Here is a 14,857-nt window from a genome sequence, read left to right as displayed (position 1 = left end):
GGTTTAAAAAAATTGATTATGCGTAGTACTTTATTTATAATGACTACATTCATATTCATACACACATCCTATTGTATATTCGTTAGTTTTGCGAAATAATAAAGGATAGAAGTATGTACCAATATAATACATAATTTTTTTTACCGCTTTAATATGAATAGGAGGAAAATATAATGACATTACAAGAACAGATTATGAAAGCATTACATGTTCAGCCTGTAATTGATCCAAAAGTTGAAATTCGTAAACGAGTTGATTTCTTAAAAGATTATGTAAAAAAAACAGGTGCAAAAGGATTTGTACTTGGGATTAGCGGCGGCCAAGACTCTACATTAGCAGGACGCTTAGCACAACTTGCAGTTGAAGAAATTCGTAACGAAGGTGGTAACGCAACGTTTATCGCTGTACGTCTTCCTTATAAAGTACAAAAGGATGAAGATGACGCACAATTAGCGTTACAATTTATTCAAGCTGATCAATCAACTGCATTTGATATCGCTTCAACCGTTGATGCTTTTTCAAATCAATACGAGAACTTATTAGGTGAATCATTAACTGATTTCAATAAAGGTAACGTGAAAGCTCGTATCCGTATGGTTACACAATATGCAATTGGTGGACAAAAAGGGCTACTTGTTATCGGAACAGATCACGCTGCAGAAGCTGTAACAGGGTTCTTTACAAAATTCGGAGATGGTGGTGCAGATTTATTACCATTAACGGGATTAACGAAGCGCCAGGGACGTGCATTATTACAAGAGTTAGGTGCAGACGAGCGACTGTACTTAAAAATGCCAACAGCTGATTTATTAGATGAAAAACCGGGTCAAGCTGATGAAACAGAGTTAGGTATTACTTATGATCAATTAGATGATTATTTAGAAGGTAAAGCAGTTCCAGCTGACGTTGCAGAGAAAATTGAAAAACGTTACACAGTAAGTGAGCATAAAAGACAAGTACCAGCGTCAATGTTTGATGATTGGTGGAAATAGAACATAAAAAAAGAAGCTAATCTTTTAGCTTCTTTTTTTATGTTAGCGATATACCCCTACTCTTTTCTCCAATAAATCTTGCAAGCAATCTTCATGTTGTTTACAAAATAACGGTGGCATGTCGTCTAACGGGAAAAACTTCAAATCTAACGTTTCATCACCATCTACTTTTTTGTCGCCTCCAACTATTGAGCATGAAAAACACATCACAATTGACTGTGCCTTATCTCCATTTGGATATGATTGAAAATATTTTGTATACACTCCAATAAGCTCATTTATTTCTACATCATACCCGGTTTCTTCTTTTATTTCTCGAATCGCAGTTTCCGCAGCCGATTCTCCTATCTCCATTGCGCCACCTGGAAATCCCCAAGCGTTAAAGTCTCCTCTTTTTTGCAATAATACTTCTCCCTCTTTATTAAATACACAACCACCGGCAAAATTTAAGAAAACATAATCATGCCCTACTTTTTCACGTAATTCTTTTATATAGTTGGCCATTCTCTTTCCCCTTTTCATACTTCTATCACTATTTCTTATCTTTTTCAAGCAACTCAATAATTCGATCTAGCTTCTGGTTCATATTAATTACATAGTGTTTCTTTGCAGCGCTGCTTTGTAATACTCTTCTAATAAACAAAGTAAATGATATGAAAAACAAAATGATAAGTCTGATTACTAAACAAGTATATATCAATGTAAATATATTACTTTCGAACAAGTTCATTCAGCATTCACATCTTCTCCTTTTTATTTTATCACATAATTAACAATTTTTTAAATTAAACAACAAATATAAAAAGAGCATCTTTTACAGATGCTCTTTCTCATTACTTAATACGTAAATGTAATTGTCGCTAATGAATAACCGGCCATTGCACTATATGGTGCTACTTGATAAGACACACGCTTTGCACCTTTTGGCCAATTTATTTCATTTAATACTTTCTTTATATCTTGCATCGCTCCATCCATGGACTGCTTATATCGTACTTCTACTTTTTCTGGTTTGGCTGTAAACTGTTGCTGTAACTTTTTCTTAAATTCATTATAATTTTCTGCTCCGTATTCCGCAGATAAGTATTGTAAATTTGTTTCTTTTAACATTTGCTCATATACGACAGTTTTTGAGCTACCAGCTTTTATTTTATTTGTTAATTCACCAAAATAACTTGTAGTTGCTGCTGGGTATTTACTACGATCCCAGTCGTGATCTTTACTTAACTGTTCGTCAGACATATTAAAATATGAGTAAGTTACACGCCCTGCTTTATCTGGTACTGGATCATCAAATGTAGTATCTAGGTGATACCATTTGTTTTCAATGTTTACTAAATTCCACGCGTGAGCTTGTCCGTTTCCTGTGCCTGTTACAATATGATTTTGAATACCTGCCTCTTTTAACAACTCATACGTTAATAGTGTATATCCTTGGCAAACGGCAGAACGATTCGCTAATGCTTCATATGCCGTATACGCTTGATAAGACGTATCATAAGACACATGCTTAACAACGTAATCGTGAATAGCTTTTACTTTCTCATGCTCATCCATCCCTGGTTTTACAATTGATCCAACAATTGCTTTCGCCTGAGCTTTTACATATTGAGTTTGTTCTTTTGATTCACGGTATTTTACTTGCAGTGTAAACGTATAGTCCCCTGGCATTCCTTTAATAGAATATCTAGTAGACGCTACATTATATTTTACATACTCATCAGCATCTACAATTTTATTAAACTCACCATACAATTGATCCATAATATTTCTAGCATTTCTATCTTTTGTTTTATATGTGATTGTAATATTTTCTTCTCGATTATCAATCTGTTTTTTTAATTCTTTTCTGAAATCATCTAATAACTTTACATCTGATTGTGCTGTCACTGTAGTCGGATTTGTAGCTGCATAAGATACAGATGACGCTTGTAAGCCTCCCATTACTATAGTTGAACAAAGTGCGGCAGCTGTCACATACTTACTTGTCTTTCCCATCTTGTCACTCCTTATATTCTATAACTATACGAAAAAGTATCGTATAGTTTCAGAGTATACAATACTTTTTCGTATAGGTCATATGAGATTATGCATATTAACTAATTCACATAAAAAGGTTGTTCTTTTAAAAAGAACAACCTTTTTTCATTAGCAAGTTTGTAATACGCAGCATGTATTTTCAAAACGTCGATTTTTCAAATCTTCATTACTAATGCAGAAATATAGCATTCCTAGTTCTCCCCAAACCATATTACAATTTTTATGATCTGAATCAATTTGGAATAAAAGAGTCATTTGCTTCGGGTCTACTCCCATATATTCTCCTGTCTCATATAACACTTCTTCTTGTACAGAGAATGGCTCACCAAACATTTGATGGTTATCGTAGTTATCCGGAATTAGCTCTTCAAGTAATTGCAAGAAATGATCTGAATCAGCCTCATCTTCAATGAAAAGTTCTGGTAATTTGTATGTCAGTTCAAAAGTAATTGCACACTGGTTATATTTCGCTTGTATTTGATTTTCTCTTCGTAATTGCTCTACAGGAATATCATAATAAAGTACATGCCCAGCTTCTGTTAGGTTCACATTTTCTTCAAAATAATTTTCAATGCAAAAGAAATACAGCATCCCCGTTTTAGGAAGATTGTGATCCATACCAACATTTTGTAAATCACTTAAGTTAAATTGTGCGATAAATTGTAGTGAATTTCCTTTATGCTTTGGATATTCAAATAAAGCTGGTAAATCTGGAAATCCCCCCATTTTCGAACTACCTATCGCAACAGTTTCCTGCTGCTTTGGCACAACTTTTATACAAGGAAATATAGTATTAATAAGTTCCTCTTTCAAGTGTGTTAGTTCATATTTATCAATTAATACTTCAATTTTTTTATTCATAAATTCTCCTTACATTTACATACTTATTTGTATCTTAGTACAAAGATTATACTTCATTCTTTACAAAATCAACAAGCCTCCAAAAAACGGGCTTATTCTTCGTACGCGAACAAGTTTAAATAAGCATACTATACATTGTTCCTACAAACACGATAATTCTTTAGTTCTTCCAGTACATTTTCCCCTCGTTCATTTTTAAATATAAGGAGGAATTCCACATGGGTTACGGATATAGTTGCTGTGGTTACGGATACGGTGGTGGCGGCGGTTGTGGTTACGGAGGTTTCGCTTTATTAATCGTTTTATTTATCCTTCTAATCATCATCGGAGCTAGTTGTTGGGGCGGCTTTGTAGGCTGCTAGTAAACTTAAAAACTATTGCAAAAAAAGCACGTACAATACGTGCTTTTTTGCCATTTCCAAATCTTTTATTCGAAAGGAAGTATGTTTAATGAAGATTGATGGTGTTTTTGAAGGAGGCGGTGTGCGCGGTATTGCGCATGTTGGGGCAATTTGCGCGTTAGCCGAAAAAGGTTATGAATGGGAACGTGTAGCTGGTACATCGGCTGGTTCGATTATTGCAGCGCTCCTAGCGGCAGGATATTCTTGTTCAGAGTTAAAAACGATTATAACTGATATTGATTATAATAAATTTATGAAAAGAACTTTTATTGATAGAATTCCTTTTATCGGTAAGGGACTAAGTGCATGGACTACTCTAGGTATATACTCTAATGTATTTATAGAAGAATGGATTGAAGAATTACTTCGGAAAAAAGGTGTTCATTTATTTACTGATTTACCAGATCTAAACAAACTCAAAATCATCGCCTCTGATATTAGTAATGGTAAAATGGTTGTCTTTCCTGACGACTTACCAAACTACGGATTTTTAAATTATCGCTTCTCTATTGCTAAAGCGGTAAGAATGAGTAGTACAATCCCCTTCTTCTTTGAACCCGTAAAATGGAGAACTCCAAAATGGAAGCAGCCTTGTTATATGGTTGATGGAGGAATTCTAAGTAATTATCCAATTTGGATCTTCGATTCACCTACCGCTCCTCGCTGGCCGACTTTCGGATTTCATTTTGTAAAGGATGAAATTCAAGCTGACCCTGCTCGCTATAACGAGCCTATTTCCATGTTCAAAGGACTATTTAAAACAATGATGCAAGCCCATGATTTACGTCATTTAGATAAGGAATCAAAAGCAAGAACCATTACAATTCCAACAGGAACGATTACAAGTACTAATTTTGAACTGACAAAGGAAGAAAAAGAATGGCTTTACAATTCTGGCTATAACTCTGCTAATAAATTTTTACAAGCTTGGAACTTTAGGCAATATATTGATGAATATAGAAAAGGGAATCAAGACCGAAAGACAAATCGATTTTTCCGTCAACTTGACTCATAATATTATTACTTTGCATATAAATACGAGAACGTTTAACAACCTAATAGTAAATAAGCCTAGTAATTTCTTATATTACTAGGCTTATTTACTTCCTACATAATCTCGTACATTGTTTAAGGATACGTTAACCCTTCGGCTTCTTCTGCAGTAATAACTATGTAACGATTTCCCGTTCTTAATCCTAACAGTTCTGCTTTTTCAATCGCCTCTTGCTTCGTCTCCGCATAAGCAGCTAAGTATTTATGTCCACCAATCATTTGGCAAATTACATATTGTTTCATGACTTTCTCCTCTTACTTTTTCATTAGTTGTGCAAGTTTTTTTATACCTATTTCAATTTCTTCTAACGTTGCATATGAATATGATAGGCGCAAAAATTGATTTGCACTTCTATCATACAAAGTACCTGGGTTTAATAAAACCTTTTCTCGCAGAGCTTTATCAAATAAACTACGATATGAAATGGGTACTTTTATATGTACCCATATATAAAACCCACCTGTTGGTTCATGCCAAGTTGCTATTTCACGAAGATATTTATCTAACATTAGTAACATAAAATCTCTTCGTTTTTTCAATTCACTTCTTACAAATCGTAAATGCTCATCATATAGACCATTTGTAAACCACTCTGCTGCAATTTGCTGGGATATAGAGCTTGAACCATAATCTGTTTGCATTTTTATGTCTGACAATCTTTGAATTACTGGCTCGGGTCCAACAATCCATCCAATTCTTAAACCTGGACTAATTACTTTGGACATGCTTCCAATATGTAATACGATTCCATTTTTATCATAGGCTTTTAAAGGTTTTGAACAAGGTGCATCAAACCATAAGTCTTGATACACTGCGTCCTCTATAATAGGTAATCCAATTTCATTACATACTTCCATTATTTCTTTTCGCCTCTTAGTATCCATACTAAAATTCGTCGGATTATGAAAAGACGGAATTGTATATAAAATAGAGGCATTAAATTGCTTCTTATATTTCTCAATAAATGATGGATGTAAGCCACTCTCATCCATTGGGATTCCAATTAAACGTATTCCTGCTGATTGAAAAACATTAAGTGAATATAAATAGGATGGTTTCTCTAATAAGATTGATGCCCCTTTCGAAAGAAGCCCCATAGAAATAAGTTGCAGCGCTTGAATTGCTCCCGAAACAATTAATATAGAGTCAGGAGATACATATACACCATGCCCCTTTAAGTATTCGGAAATCTTTTCCCTTAAATAAAGATTTCCTTTCGGCTCTTCATACCCAAGCGTCACATTTGACTTTAAAAGCTTATTCATAATTTCTTTCATCTTTGTCTCAGGTAAGAGACTCGGCGCGAGCTCACCTGTTCCTAACCGAATTACATGTGGATAAAATTCAGCTTGATTAATCTCTTGAATAGCTGGGAGATTCGGATAATGAACTCCTGTTTCTACATAAGACTGCCAATTAGGCGGGGGTGCGTAAGTTGAAGCATTCTCATTATTATTTACAACAATTGTTCCTTTCCTGCCATTCCCTTCAATATATCCCTTCGCAACTAGTTCATCGAAAGCCATTACAATTGTGCTTCGATTCACACCAAATGTATGGGCCAAATCTCTTTGTGAAGGTAATTTTGTTCCAACGGTCCATTCTCCATTAACGATCCTTTCTTTTATATACGTTTCTATTTGTTTATACAGCGGCGTCGCTAGAGACATATTCGGTTTCCAAACGAATCTTTCCATCATATCACCTTATATTCTTTTTGGTTGGTAACCTCCCCAACCATATGGATGGATACAAATTTTCATTTCTTCTATACAATATACACTATCATAATGAATTAAAATAGGAGGTAATATGATGAGTGAAGCAATTATTCATGGTATCATTCTTGCATTTGGACTTATCATTCCATTAGGTGTACAAAATGTTTTTGTCTTTAACCAAGGTGCGAGCCAACCAAACATTTGGAGGGCAGCCCCTGTAGTATTAACTGCCTCTATATGTGATACGTTACTCATATTGATTGCGGTGCAAGGTGTCTCCCTTGTACTCCTTACTTTTTCTTGGCTAACTAACTCGTTATATATAATTGGATTTTTCTTTCTCCTATATATGGGCTTTGTTATTTGGAGAAGTAACCCTTCCAACGATGTAAAACAAGAAAAAAGTATGCCCTTAAAAAAGCAAATCCTTTTCGCAGCATCAGTCTCATTATTAAATCCACATGCAATTTTAGACACAATCGGTGTAATTGGAACAAATTCTATTCAATACATAGGAAGTGAAAAATGGGCTTTCACACTTGCAACTATTATCGTTTCTTGGATTTGGTTTATAAGCTTAGCTTTAGCGGGGAAATTTCTAAAAAGACTAGACTCAACCGGAAAGGCAATCTTATTATTAAATAAATTTTCTGGTCTCATCATATGGGGTGTCGCGCTTTATATGTTAAAACAAGTTATTTATTCTTAATGAACGTAAGAGAATTGCATGTTACTGAAAACATCATGCAATTCTCTTATAAATTATGAAGTAGGTTCCGGTTTCTGTTTTACCGTCTTTTCATCTTTTGCTGGTTTAATCCAAATGATTGCTATAACAGCACCAATGGCAGCAAAAATACTTGTCAAATAAAACACTTCATGGTCCGCCCCTTTCATAAAAAAAGAATATAAAGGTGGTCCAGCTGCTACACCGATAAATCGCATTGAACTATAAAATGACGTAACCGTTCCCCTTTGCTCCTTTTCAATTCCTTGTGTAATGAGGGCATCTAAACATGGGAGTGCCATACCAATTCCTATCCCCATAATAACAAGACAAAGAAGTAGTAAATAAATCCCTTTTATAAATAAAGGAATGATGACTGATGCAGCTGCCATTAAAAAACCAATATAAATACACTTCTTCATAACATTTTGATTATCTCCAATTTTTTTACCGGCCATATATGAACTAAGTGACAGTACAAGTAACGGGATAGCAAGCACACACCCTTTCCATATACCATGAATGTCATACTTTGATTCCAGTATAGTCGACAAATAAAAGAGAATTCCGAATAAAATAAGCATAATAATTGCACCTAATGCAAAAATGGCAATTAACCATCTTCCCTTTTCTCGAAACGTAGAGATAATAGATTGAATAAACTCTTTTAGTGGTGGTACTTCCCCTTCTTGTTTTTTTGCCTTTACTAATACCAGCAATAAAACAATTGATACGACACATAAAACTGGAATCGCCCAAAATGGTAAGAACCATACAATGGCAGCAAGAGCAGATCCTAAAATAGGGCTCAGCACTTTTCCAAATGTATTGGATGTCTCAATGATTCCCAAACCTGTACTAACTTGTTTTTCATCTTTGTATAAATCACCAACACACGGTATAACAACCGGCATTGCACCAGCAGCACCAATACCTTGAATCGCTCTACCCATTAGTATCCAAATGTAGGGATTATCAACTTTCCAAGATACCCAACCAGTTATCGCTCCTCCTATAGCCGCAATCAGCAAACTCGGAACCATTACCATCTTTCGTCCCCATCTATCTGATAAATAACCAGCAATCGGTATAAGTAAAATGGCTACGATAGAGTAAATTGTAATAATCATGGATACTTGAAACGATGAAATATGTAATTTCTTTTCAATTGTCGGCAAGATTGGAATAAGCATTGAATTCCCTAATGTCATGACAAGTGGAACTGATGCAAGCGCAATTAAACAACAGTTTTCTTTTTTTAACATGTTGATTTCGGAACCTTTCATCATATATTTCTTACCATATAATAGCCCTGCTGGAACATAATTTTCATTCCACCAGGGCTATTACATCTTTAATACTTCCCATTCACAACAAAAGAAATTGGGTAAAATATAGTATTACTTCTATTCTTTGAATTCTGTTCGCTATATATCCATACCAATTAATTGAAAAAAAAAGAAAGGAAGAATCCTTCCTTTCTCCTATAACCTTCTACATTTAGCGAGTATATCCGCCACCAAGCTGTTGTTCTGCCATCGCTACTAGGCGTTTTGTGATTTCACCGCCTACAGAACCGTTTGCACGTGAAGAAGTATCAGCTCCCAGTTGTACACCGAACTCTTGTGCAATTTCATACTTCATTTGATCTAAAGCCGCTTGTGCTCCATGTGATGCTAATTGATTAGAATTACGATTTCTAGCCATTACCAATCACCTCCTTATTTATATATAAATTGTGTAAAATTCAAATTAAAATACATGGAAATTTTTGGTTATTATTTCACGATAAAAAAAGAGCCTCTAAACGAGACTCTCACATCATTTCACATTATGAAGTTACTACTTCTAAATTTCTACTTATTAATACTTTCATTTCTTCTTTTAATATCTCCTTTGAGTTATGTCCAAACCATTCTAAGGAAGCAAAAAGATTCGTATCCCTCACTTCCTGAATAATCTCATCATAATTTACAATACCTTCAAATAACGGAACCATACCAATACGACTTCCTGCTGCAGCATATACATTATTAGGTTCAAACACATGCAAATAATTCGCTGAAGATATATTCTTAAAATGGTAATGTAATGTCCACGGCTTTAATTGATGGAAACTGTCTATTGGATCTGCGCCAGACTCCCATATATGAAGAAAATCAAGATTTATTTTTAAATTCGGATGATTTACTTCTTCTAATAGTTCTATAGTAGCAGGCAATGTGTCCGTTAGTGTATTGGGATGTGTTTCTAACAGCACATACATATTGTGCTGAGCAAACACATCACAAATCTTATGTATTCGCTTCACATACTCTTTTCTCTCTTGTTCCGAGAAGTCCTCGCTCCCTTTTTGCCCAGCAAACGTGCGAATTTTATTCGTATTAAACCAATTAGCTAGTACTACAAGTTGTTCACTTTTCTCTATCGTTTTTTCAAAATCTGCTGATAATGATATATCTAAGTAATCACTTATCATCGTAATTTCTAAGTTTTTATCCTTTAGAAAATTCAATTCTCGTTCTGTCGTTTCACGTTCTTGCATGTACAAATTTTGTGCATGCGTCCCCCATAATTCAATTCCTTCAAAACCGTTTTCATATGCAAATTGAACAATGTCAGTAAATGAAATTAATTGATGACGAAATGAAATGGTACATAGCGAATATTTCATAGCATTAAACTCCCCTATCTTAAATTCAGTTAGCTTATTAAAGAGTTACGACAGACTGATTTGTTTTCATACCTTTCCATGATAGAAACTGTCTCTCTAATTCCTTCTTAATTTGCAGTTCAATTGCATTCATTTCATCCAGTTTTTCAATAATCGATACTAGCATACCTTTATTATTCGTCATTGCCATTTTAATTGCACGATACTGTACATTTGTAAATCCTTGTACAATATCCTCTACCCGATCACACCAATAATCAAATTCTTGCTCCGAATATTGCAACGTTTCACGGAAGTATGCAAAGGCATGCTCATAACTATATTTACGAATTGCAAGTACTGGTATTTGTTTTACTGCTGCTACAAGTCCAGAAAGCGTATACCCTTCTTCCTCATTTGCCATTTTTACAATTACATTTTTTAGTTCCATAGTCAGTTCATTGTCGTTCTTTTTGAATGTTTCTGTGAAATAACTAGCTACTGTTTCTTGCGTTGGCTCCCCAATTCTTTCTATATCAATGAAATACCCTCCACCAAATGGGTTATCTTGAACAGAGTGAAGTACTTTTTCTCTTTCCATATTCCCTTCCCAACGAAAATCAGGATCTAGCATGAACCACTCTTCTTCTTTCTCTGTTTTTGATATCATTAAATAATGCGGAAACGGTTTTTGATGAAATTTATTTTCCCTCTCTGGCAATAAAGACATATCAACCATTACAATGATATAACGATTTTCCGGCTTGTTTTCTACTAATTCTAAAAACATTTCTACATTGCTATCTTTATCTTTTGCATGATCATACCATTCGTTTACTTTAATACCGTACAATTTTTCAAACCAAAGTAAATAATGATCATGGTTAATGTTTTCAGAGTGATATGAAATAATTCCGCCTTCTGTTATATCAAAATCTCCATCCCATAGTCCAAAATAAAATGGACGAAAATCAATGTCGCTACGCCTTTTTATAATTTCACAAAAACAACTCACTAAACAGTGCACTTTAATTGAAGTCATACTCTCATCCACTTTCCTAAAGGTTAGTTATTCACATTTACTTCCTGTAACGGCTGTAACTCCTCCATAAAATCAAGCAAAGATCCTACAGTAAGAAATGCTTTTGGATCTACCTCATCCTCTGGAACGCATAGCTTTAAATCCATTTCTATGTATACAATAAGCTGTAACATCATTACCGAATCTATATATAAATCTTGATTTAAGCGCATCGTTTCTTCTAAATGCGTTACATTTTTCAGTTCCATTTTTTCTATCATAATTTTTAACACGGCATTCTTTAACGCTTCCCGTCTCATGTTGTAACCTCTCCCATCTCTAGTAACTTTCTACTTACTTTTCCCGTTTTATTTTTAGGAATTTCATTTACACTTTCAATTTCATGCGGAACTTTATAAGAAGGTAAGTGCTGAATACACCATTCTCTTATTTGCACTGGATCAACATGAGAGATCACTTTCGCTTTAACTATTTCGCCCATCACAGGATGTTTCCCTCGATATACAATTGCCTCTTGAACACCTTCCAATCGAAGCATTGTTTCTTCTACCTCTATAGGAAAGACTTTTAATCCTGAAACGTTAATTACATCATCCATACGCCCCATAAAATGAATGCCACGCTCAGATTTATACCCTAAATCTTTCGTGAAAATTTCCTTATCGTTCATTTTCACGACGATTTCTTCCGGTGCATTTTCATCTGAACCTATGCTTATACTCGCATGAGGTAGAGGGTTCCCTAAATCTAAATGGCTTGTCATATCATGACATATACTAATACAACCTGCTTCAGAACAACCATATTGCTGCATCATAAATGTTGTCATTTCTTTTAGTTTATAAAATAGTGCTTCTGGCAAAGGCGATCCGGATGTCATAATTTTATGAAACCGAAACGTTCCTAATGGAAAACTCCCCATAATGTGTAACATAAGTGGCACTGCATATATGATATGTTTTTCTGTATTACGAACTATATTTAATGCGAATTTAGGATTTTTGTTCGTAATGATTACAGGCTTGCTCCCCCTCTTAATTGCTGATAACGTACCACATATTAGTCCGTATGAATGTGAAACAGGAGCCATAACGATTGGCACTTCATCTACTCCACAGTTTAAAGCTTCATTATAAGCGGTAATTTCCGTATCAACTTCTGTCCATGCTCTACGAATCAATTTCGGTTCCCCTGTAGTTCCAGAACTATATTGCAATAAAGAAGGCTCTTCTAGTAAAAAGTTCCCTACTTCTAATTTTGTAAAATCCCCATATTCTCCATATAAAATTCCTACACAATTTGCACGCTTTGCCATTTCAATAGCTGTTTCTTTTGGCGTATCTTCATGTATAAGTAATACTGATGATTTCTTTTCTTTTAAGAAAAACACAAGCGTAATAATATCGAATGGATCTTTCAGACAAAGTGCAAATCTATTTCCTTCTGCTTTTTGAAATTGTTCCATTTCCGCATAAACTTGTAATCTCAATTCAAAATCACTTTTGCTATACTCTTGTTTATTAACGATTAGCATAATTTCCCCCTGTAACAACTGATTTTTGTTTCATAAGTTGTCTTACTCTATACAATGGATTTGGAACTTCATGAACAAGCGATTCCACATCCCTATATAATCGACGTTTCGTTAATTGTTCAGCATAGAATGTAGGTGCATATAATTGAATATTTTCAAATCTACCTTTCAAATGTGGATATATTCTTAAATGATTTTCAATTTCTTCAACAACCATTATCCAAAAACGTTCTTCTTTCAATCCATATTCATCCGCAAGTACGAACGCTAATTCTCCTAAATTAAACAGGAAAAGTGCATCTAATACCATCTCTTGCAAACATTCGATGCGATCCATTTCAAAGAAATCATTCATTTTTCCATTCGCATATGTTCTATGCATTTTAGTAAAGTCGGGACATTTATCAACTTCTTTCAAATATGGACGATAAAACTCAAGCCCTTCATGAAAATCCTTTAACGCAATACGAACAGGCACCCCTTCTTTATGGACTAGAATCATATTTTGTCCATGTGATTCCAGTGCGATGCCATGCTCTACAACAAGATGTATAACTGGTATTATCGCTTTTTGAATAAGTAATTGTAGCCAATCCTTCATTCCATATTTGTTCAACCATGCATCAATAATTGGTGTACCATCTTTCTCTTTAGCGTATAAACCATTAAAAGGAATTGCGTCCTCTTGTGCATCTAAATACTTGTGAACGCTTTCGCGCCAAATACATCCTAATGAACCATATATAGCTTTCTTATTCGTGTCATACGTTACACTGGAAAACTCCTTTAACAAGATTAAACGTGCTTCATCGCTTAAATAGGCGTCATTACTTACAACATCACTTAACCAATTTGATATTGCTGGTGCACTCACAACAGAATACGGTTTCAACGTACGGAGTGTTGAAGTGTTGAGTAAATTCATCGATAATTTAACGTACGGTTTCTTTGGATTCGTAATATTTCTTACCGTTCTCATTGACTGTTGTGCGCAATACTCATCCTCTGATGTTCCTAAATAAATAATAAATTTACCCTGTATATGATCCGCATAATTTGAAATGATGAAATTCTCCCACTGCCAAGGATGAACAGGTATAAACACGTACTGTTTTGGATTACATCCCCGATTACAAATTCGCTCCATAAACTCTTCTAATTTACGCTCACCAATCTCCTCTATTAAAATTTCGTCATAAATTACTTCATTCTCATACCCTACACTGGAGTATTTTTTATGCGCTGCAATCCATATGAGTTTTATTGGCTGCATAAATTCATATCCATATTGAAAATTGTCACGATATTGAAATCCAATACGAGCTTTATAACTAGGGTGATATGGATGGCCGTCTATTAAATGGCTTTCAAACTCATCGTAAGATTTTTGATTGTATTCTTTCTTATTATTTCTTTCATATTGTGCAATCGTGTCTTTAAATATTGTTTGTTCTAATTCGTGCATAAAAGAATCTAATTTGGCTTGTTCTACACTAGCAACTCGAAAAACTTCTTCTAGAAATTGCGAGACAGATTGTATTTCTTGCTGTTCATCTTGGACTCTTACTATTAATGAGTCTAAAGAAATACGTCCAAATGTCATCCGTTCCCTGCCATAGCATTTGTACGTGACACTTTTGTCTTCTTCATCAAGTCCTTGTATTATAAAAAGAATTTGTTCTTCTTTTTCTATGCGAACCGGTGTAATAATCCCCTCATAAATTAACGATTCTACTAATTGACGTAGCACTCTTCTTCGTACTGAAATGTAATCTTCTGATTCGAGCGCCTTCAATACTTTCGTATGATACATGTCCACTCTCATAAAACCC

At 34.6% G+C, this 14,857-nt stretch carries 17 protein-coding genes; 4 read left to right on the top strand and 13 right to left on the bottom strand.

The genetic code is table 11. The features are described 5' to 3' along the window. Positions 1 to 173: 173 nt before the first annotated feature. On the top strand, positions 174 to 992 hold the full coding sequence (gene nadE, locus BCG9842_RS09420; RefSeq protein ID WP_000174897.1) for an ammonia-dependent NAD(+) synthetase: 819 nt from the start codon (positions 174 to 176) through the stop codon (positions 990 to 992). Positions 993 to 1,034: 42 nt separating this feature from the next. Here the strand turns inward: nadE and BCG9842_RS09415 are convergent, their stop codons facing one another. From BCG9842_RS09415 to BCG9842_RS09405, 4 genes are all read right to left on the bottom strand, one after another. Then, positions 1,035 to 1,496: an NUDIX hydrolase gene (locus BCG9842_RS09415; protein ID WP_000024996.1), complete on the bottom strand. Its 462-nt coding sequence runs from the start codon at positions 1,494 to 1,496 to the stop codon at positions 1,035 to 1,037. A 28-nt stretch (positions 1,497 to 1,524) separates the two neighbouring features. Beyond that, complete coding sequence (locus tag BCG9842_RS29565; RefSeq protein WP_042597862.1) at positions 1,525 to 1,722, bottom strand: DUF4083 domain-containing protein; 198 nt, start codon at positions 1,720 to 1,722, stop codon at positions 1,525 to 1,527. A gap of 107 nt (positions 1,723 to 1,829) precedes the next feature. Then, entirely contained in the window at positions 1,830 to 2,990 is a 1,161-nt protein-coding gene (locus tag BCG9842_RS09410) for a transglutaminase domain-containing protein (protein ID WP_000520851.1), read from the bottom strand. A gap of 150 nt (positions 2,991 to 3,140) precedes the next feature. Continuing rightward, on the bottom strand, positions 3,141 to 3,893 hold the full coding sequence (locus tag BCG9842_RS09405) for a YwqG family protein (protein ID WP_001034830.1): 753 nt from the start codon (positions 3,891 to 3,893) through the stop codon (positions 3,141 to 3,143). 218 nt (positions 3,894 to 4,111) lie between these two features. On the opposite strand from BCG9842_RS09405, the gene BCG9842_RS09400 reads away from it, so the two are divergent. Next, entirely contained in the window at positions 4,112 to 4,255 is a 144-nt protein-coding gene (locus BCG9842_RS09400; protein ID WP_000540420.1) for a YjcZ family sporulation protein, read from the top strand. 88 nt (positions 4,256 to 4,343) lie between these two features. Next, positions 4,344 to 5,309, top strand: a complete 966-nt coding sequence (locus tag BCG9842_RS09395; RefSeq protein WP_000686798.1) for a patatin-like phospholipase family protein — start codon at positions 4,344 to 4,346, stop codon at positions 5,307 to 5,309. 113 nt (positions 5,310 to 5,422) lie between these two features. Here the strand turns inward: BCG9842_RS09395 and BCG9842_RS09390 are convergent, their stop codons facing one another. Together BCG9842_RS09390 and BCG9842_RS09385 are read right to left on the bottom strand one after the other, a co-directional pair. Next, a complete protein-coding gene (locus BCG9842_RS09390; RefSeq protein WP_000816388.1) occupies positions 5,423 to 5,590 on the bottom strand; it encodes a DUF3933 family protein in 168 nt (55 codons plus the stop codon). 12 nt (positions 5,591 to 5,602) lie between these two features. After that, the gene (locus BCG9842_RS09385; RefSeq protein ID WP_000439418.1) at positions 5,603 to 7,045 is read right to left on the bottom strand and encodes an aminotransferase-like domain-containing protein; all 1,443 of its coding nucleotides are present in this window, start codon (positions 7,043 to 7,045) and stop codon (positions 5,603 to 5,605) included. A gap of 118 nt (positions 7,046 to 7,163) precedes the next feature. Here BCG9842_RS09385 and BCG9842_RS09380 point away from each other — a divergent pair, with 118 nt between their 5' ends. After that, positions 7,164 to 7,778, top strand: a complete 615-nt coding sequence (locus tag BCG9842_RS09380) for a LysE/ArgO family amino acid transporter (protein WP_001287302.1) — start codon at positions 7,164 to 7,166, stop codon at positions 7,776 to 7,778. A 53-nt stretch (positions 7,779 to 7,831) separates the two neighbouring features. Here the strand turns inward: BCG9842_RS09380 and BCG9842_RS09375 are convergent, their stop codons facing one another. The 7 genes from BCG9842_RS09375 to BCG9842_RS09345 form a co-directional block, all read right to left on the bottom strand. Next, on the bottom strand, positions 7,832 to 9,061 hold the full coding sequence (locus BCG9842_RS09375; RefSeq protein ID WP_002083274.1) for an MFS transporter: 1,230 nt from the start codon (positions 9,059 to 9,061) through the stop codon (positions 7,832 to 7,834). A 235-nt stretch (positions 9,062 to 9,296) separates the two neighbouring features. After that, entirely contained in the window at positions 9,297 to 9,503 is a 207-nt protein-coding gene (locus tag BCG9842_RS09370; protein ID WP_000113545.1) for an alpha/beta-type small acid-soluble spore protein, read from the bottom strand. A gap of 124 nt (positions 9,504 to 9,627) precedes the next feature. After that, positions 9,628 to 10,470, bottom strand: coding sequence for a sugar phosphate isomerase/epimerase family protein (locus tag BCG9842_RS09365; RefSeq protein ID WP_000877678.1), 843 nt, complete (start codon positions 10,468 to 10,470; stop codon positions 9,628 to 9,630). A 37-nt stretch (positions 10,471 to 10,507) separates the two neighbouring features. After that, a complete protein-coding gene (locus BCG9842_RS09360) occupies positions 10,508 to 11,491 on the bottom strand; it encodes a DUF6005 family protein (RefSeq protein ID WP_000200700.1) in 984 nt (327 codons plus the stop codon). A 23-nt stretch (positions 11,492 to 11,514) separates the two neighbouring features. Continuing rightward, positions 11,515 to 11,790: a petrobactin biosynthesis protein AsbD gene (gene asbD / locus BCG9842_RS09355; protein ID WP_001250559.1), complete on the bottom strand. Its 276-nt coding sequence runs from the start codon at positions 11,788 to 11,790 to the stop codon at positions 11,515 to 11,517. Then, positions 11,787 to 13,025 (bottom strand): AMP-binding protein, encoded by a 1,239-nt coding sequence (locus tag BCG9842_RS09350; protein ID WP_000909565.1) that lies wholly within the window; start codon positions 13,023 to 13,025, stop codon positions 11,787 to 11,789. Before BCG9842_RS09350 ends, asbD begins: the two co-directional genes overlap by 4 nt. Beyond that, the gene (locus BCG9842_RS09345; RefSeq protein ID WP_001261818.1) at positions 13,012 to 14,850 is read right to left on the bottom strand and encodes an IucA/IucC family protein; all 1,839 of its coding nucleotides are present in this window, start codon (positions 14,848 to 14,850) and stop codon (positions 13,012 to 13,014) included. Before BCG9842_RS09345 ends, BCG9842_RS09350 begins: the two co-directional genes overlap by 14 nt. Between the last annotated feature and the right edge of the window lie 7 nt (positions 14,851 to 14,857).

This window comes from Bacillus cereus G9842 (assembly GCF_000021305.1).
Lineage (GTDB): Bacteria > Bacillota > Bacilli > Bacillales > Bacillaceae_G > Bacillus_A > Bacillus_A thuringiensis_S.
This window is presented reverse-complemented; position numbering and strand designations above follow the sequence as displayed.

What these genes read in the sequence shown, in the direction of transcription:
- BCG9842_RS09370 (WP_000113545.1), bottom strand. Translation starts at nt 9,503, where the DNA reads ATGGCTAGAAATCGTAATTCTAATCAATTAGCATCACATGGAGCACAA.
- BCG9842_RS09410 (WP_000520851.1), bottom strand. Translation starts at nt 2,990, where the DNA reads ATGGGAAAGACAAGTAAGTATGTGACAGCTGCCGCACTTTGTTCAACT.
- BCG9842_RS09375 (WP_002083274.1), bottom strand. Translation starts at nt 9,061, where the DNA reads ATGTTAAAAAAAGAAAACTGTTGTTTAATTGCGCTTGCATCAGTTCCA.
- BCG9842_RS09360 (WP_000200700.1), bottom strand. Translation starts at nt 11,491, where the DNA reads ATGACTTCAATTAAAGTGCACTGTTTAGTGAGTTGTTTTTGTGAAATT.
- BCG9842_RS09345 (WP_001261818.1), bottom strand. Translation starts at nt 14,850, where the DNA reads ATGAGAGTGGACATGTATCATACGAAAGTATTGAAGGCGCTCGAATCA.
- BCG9842_RS29565 (WP_042597862.1), bottom strand. Translation starts at nt 1,722, where the DNA reads ATGAACTTGTTCGAAAGTAATATATTTACATTGATATATACTTGTTTA.
- BCG9842_RS09380 (WP_001287302.1), top strand. Translation starts at nt 7,164, where the DNA reads ATGAGTGAAGCAATTATTCATGGTATCATTCTTGCATTTGGACTTATC.
- BCG9842_RS09400 (WP_000540420.1), top strand. Translation starts at nt 4,112, where the DNA reads ATGGGTTACGGATATAGTTGCTGTGGTTACGGATACGGTGGTGGCGGC.
- BCG9842_RS09385 (WP_000439418.1), bottom strand. Translation starts at nt 7,045, where the DNA reads ATGGAAAGATTCGTTTGGAAACCGAATATGTCTCTAGCGACGCCGCTG.
- BCG9842_RS09405 (WP_001034830.1), bottom strand. Translation starts at nt 3,893, where the DNA reads ATGAATAAAAAAATTGAAGTATTAATTGATAAATATGAACTAACACAC.
- BCG9842_RS09390 (WP_000816388.1), bottom strand. Translation starts at nt 5,590, where the DNA reads ATGAAACAATATGTAATTTGCCAAATGATTGGTGGACATAAATACTTA.
- BCG9842_RS09395 (WP_000686798.1), top strand. Translation starts at nt 4,344, where the DNA reads ATGAAGATTGATGGTGTTTTTGAAGGAGGCGGTGTGCGCGGTATTGCG.
- nadE (WP_000174897.1), top strand. Translation starts at nt 174, where the DNA reads ATGACATTACAAGAACAGATTATGAAAGCATTACATGTTCAGCCTGTA.
- BCG9842_RS09350 (WP_000909565.1), bottom strand. Translation starts at nt 13,025, where the DNA reads ATGCTAATCGTTAATAAACAAGAGTATAGCAAAAGTGATTTTGAATTG.
- asbD (WP_001250559.1), bottom strand. Translation starts at nt 11,790, where the DNA reads ATGAGACGGGAAGCGTTAAAGAATGCCGTGTTAAAAATTATGATAGAA.
- BCG9842_RS09365 (WP_000877678.1), bottom strand. Translation starts at nt 10,470, where the DNA reads ATGAAATATTCGCTATGTACCATTTCATTTCGTCATCAATTAATTTCA.
- BCG9842_RS09415 (WP_000024996.1), bottom strand. Translation starts at nt 1,496, where the DNA reads ATGGCCAACTATATAAAAGAATTACGTGAAAAAGTAGGGCATGATTAT.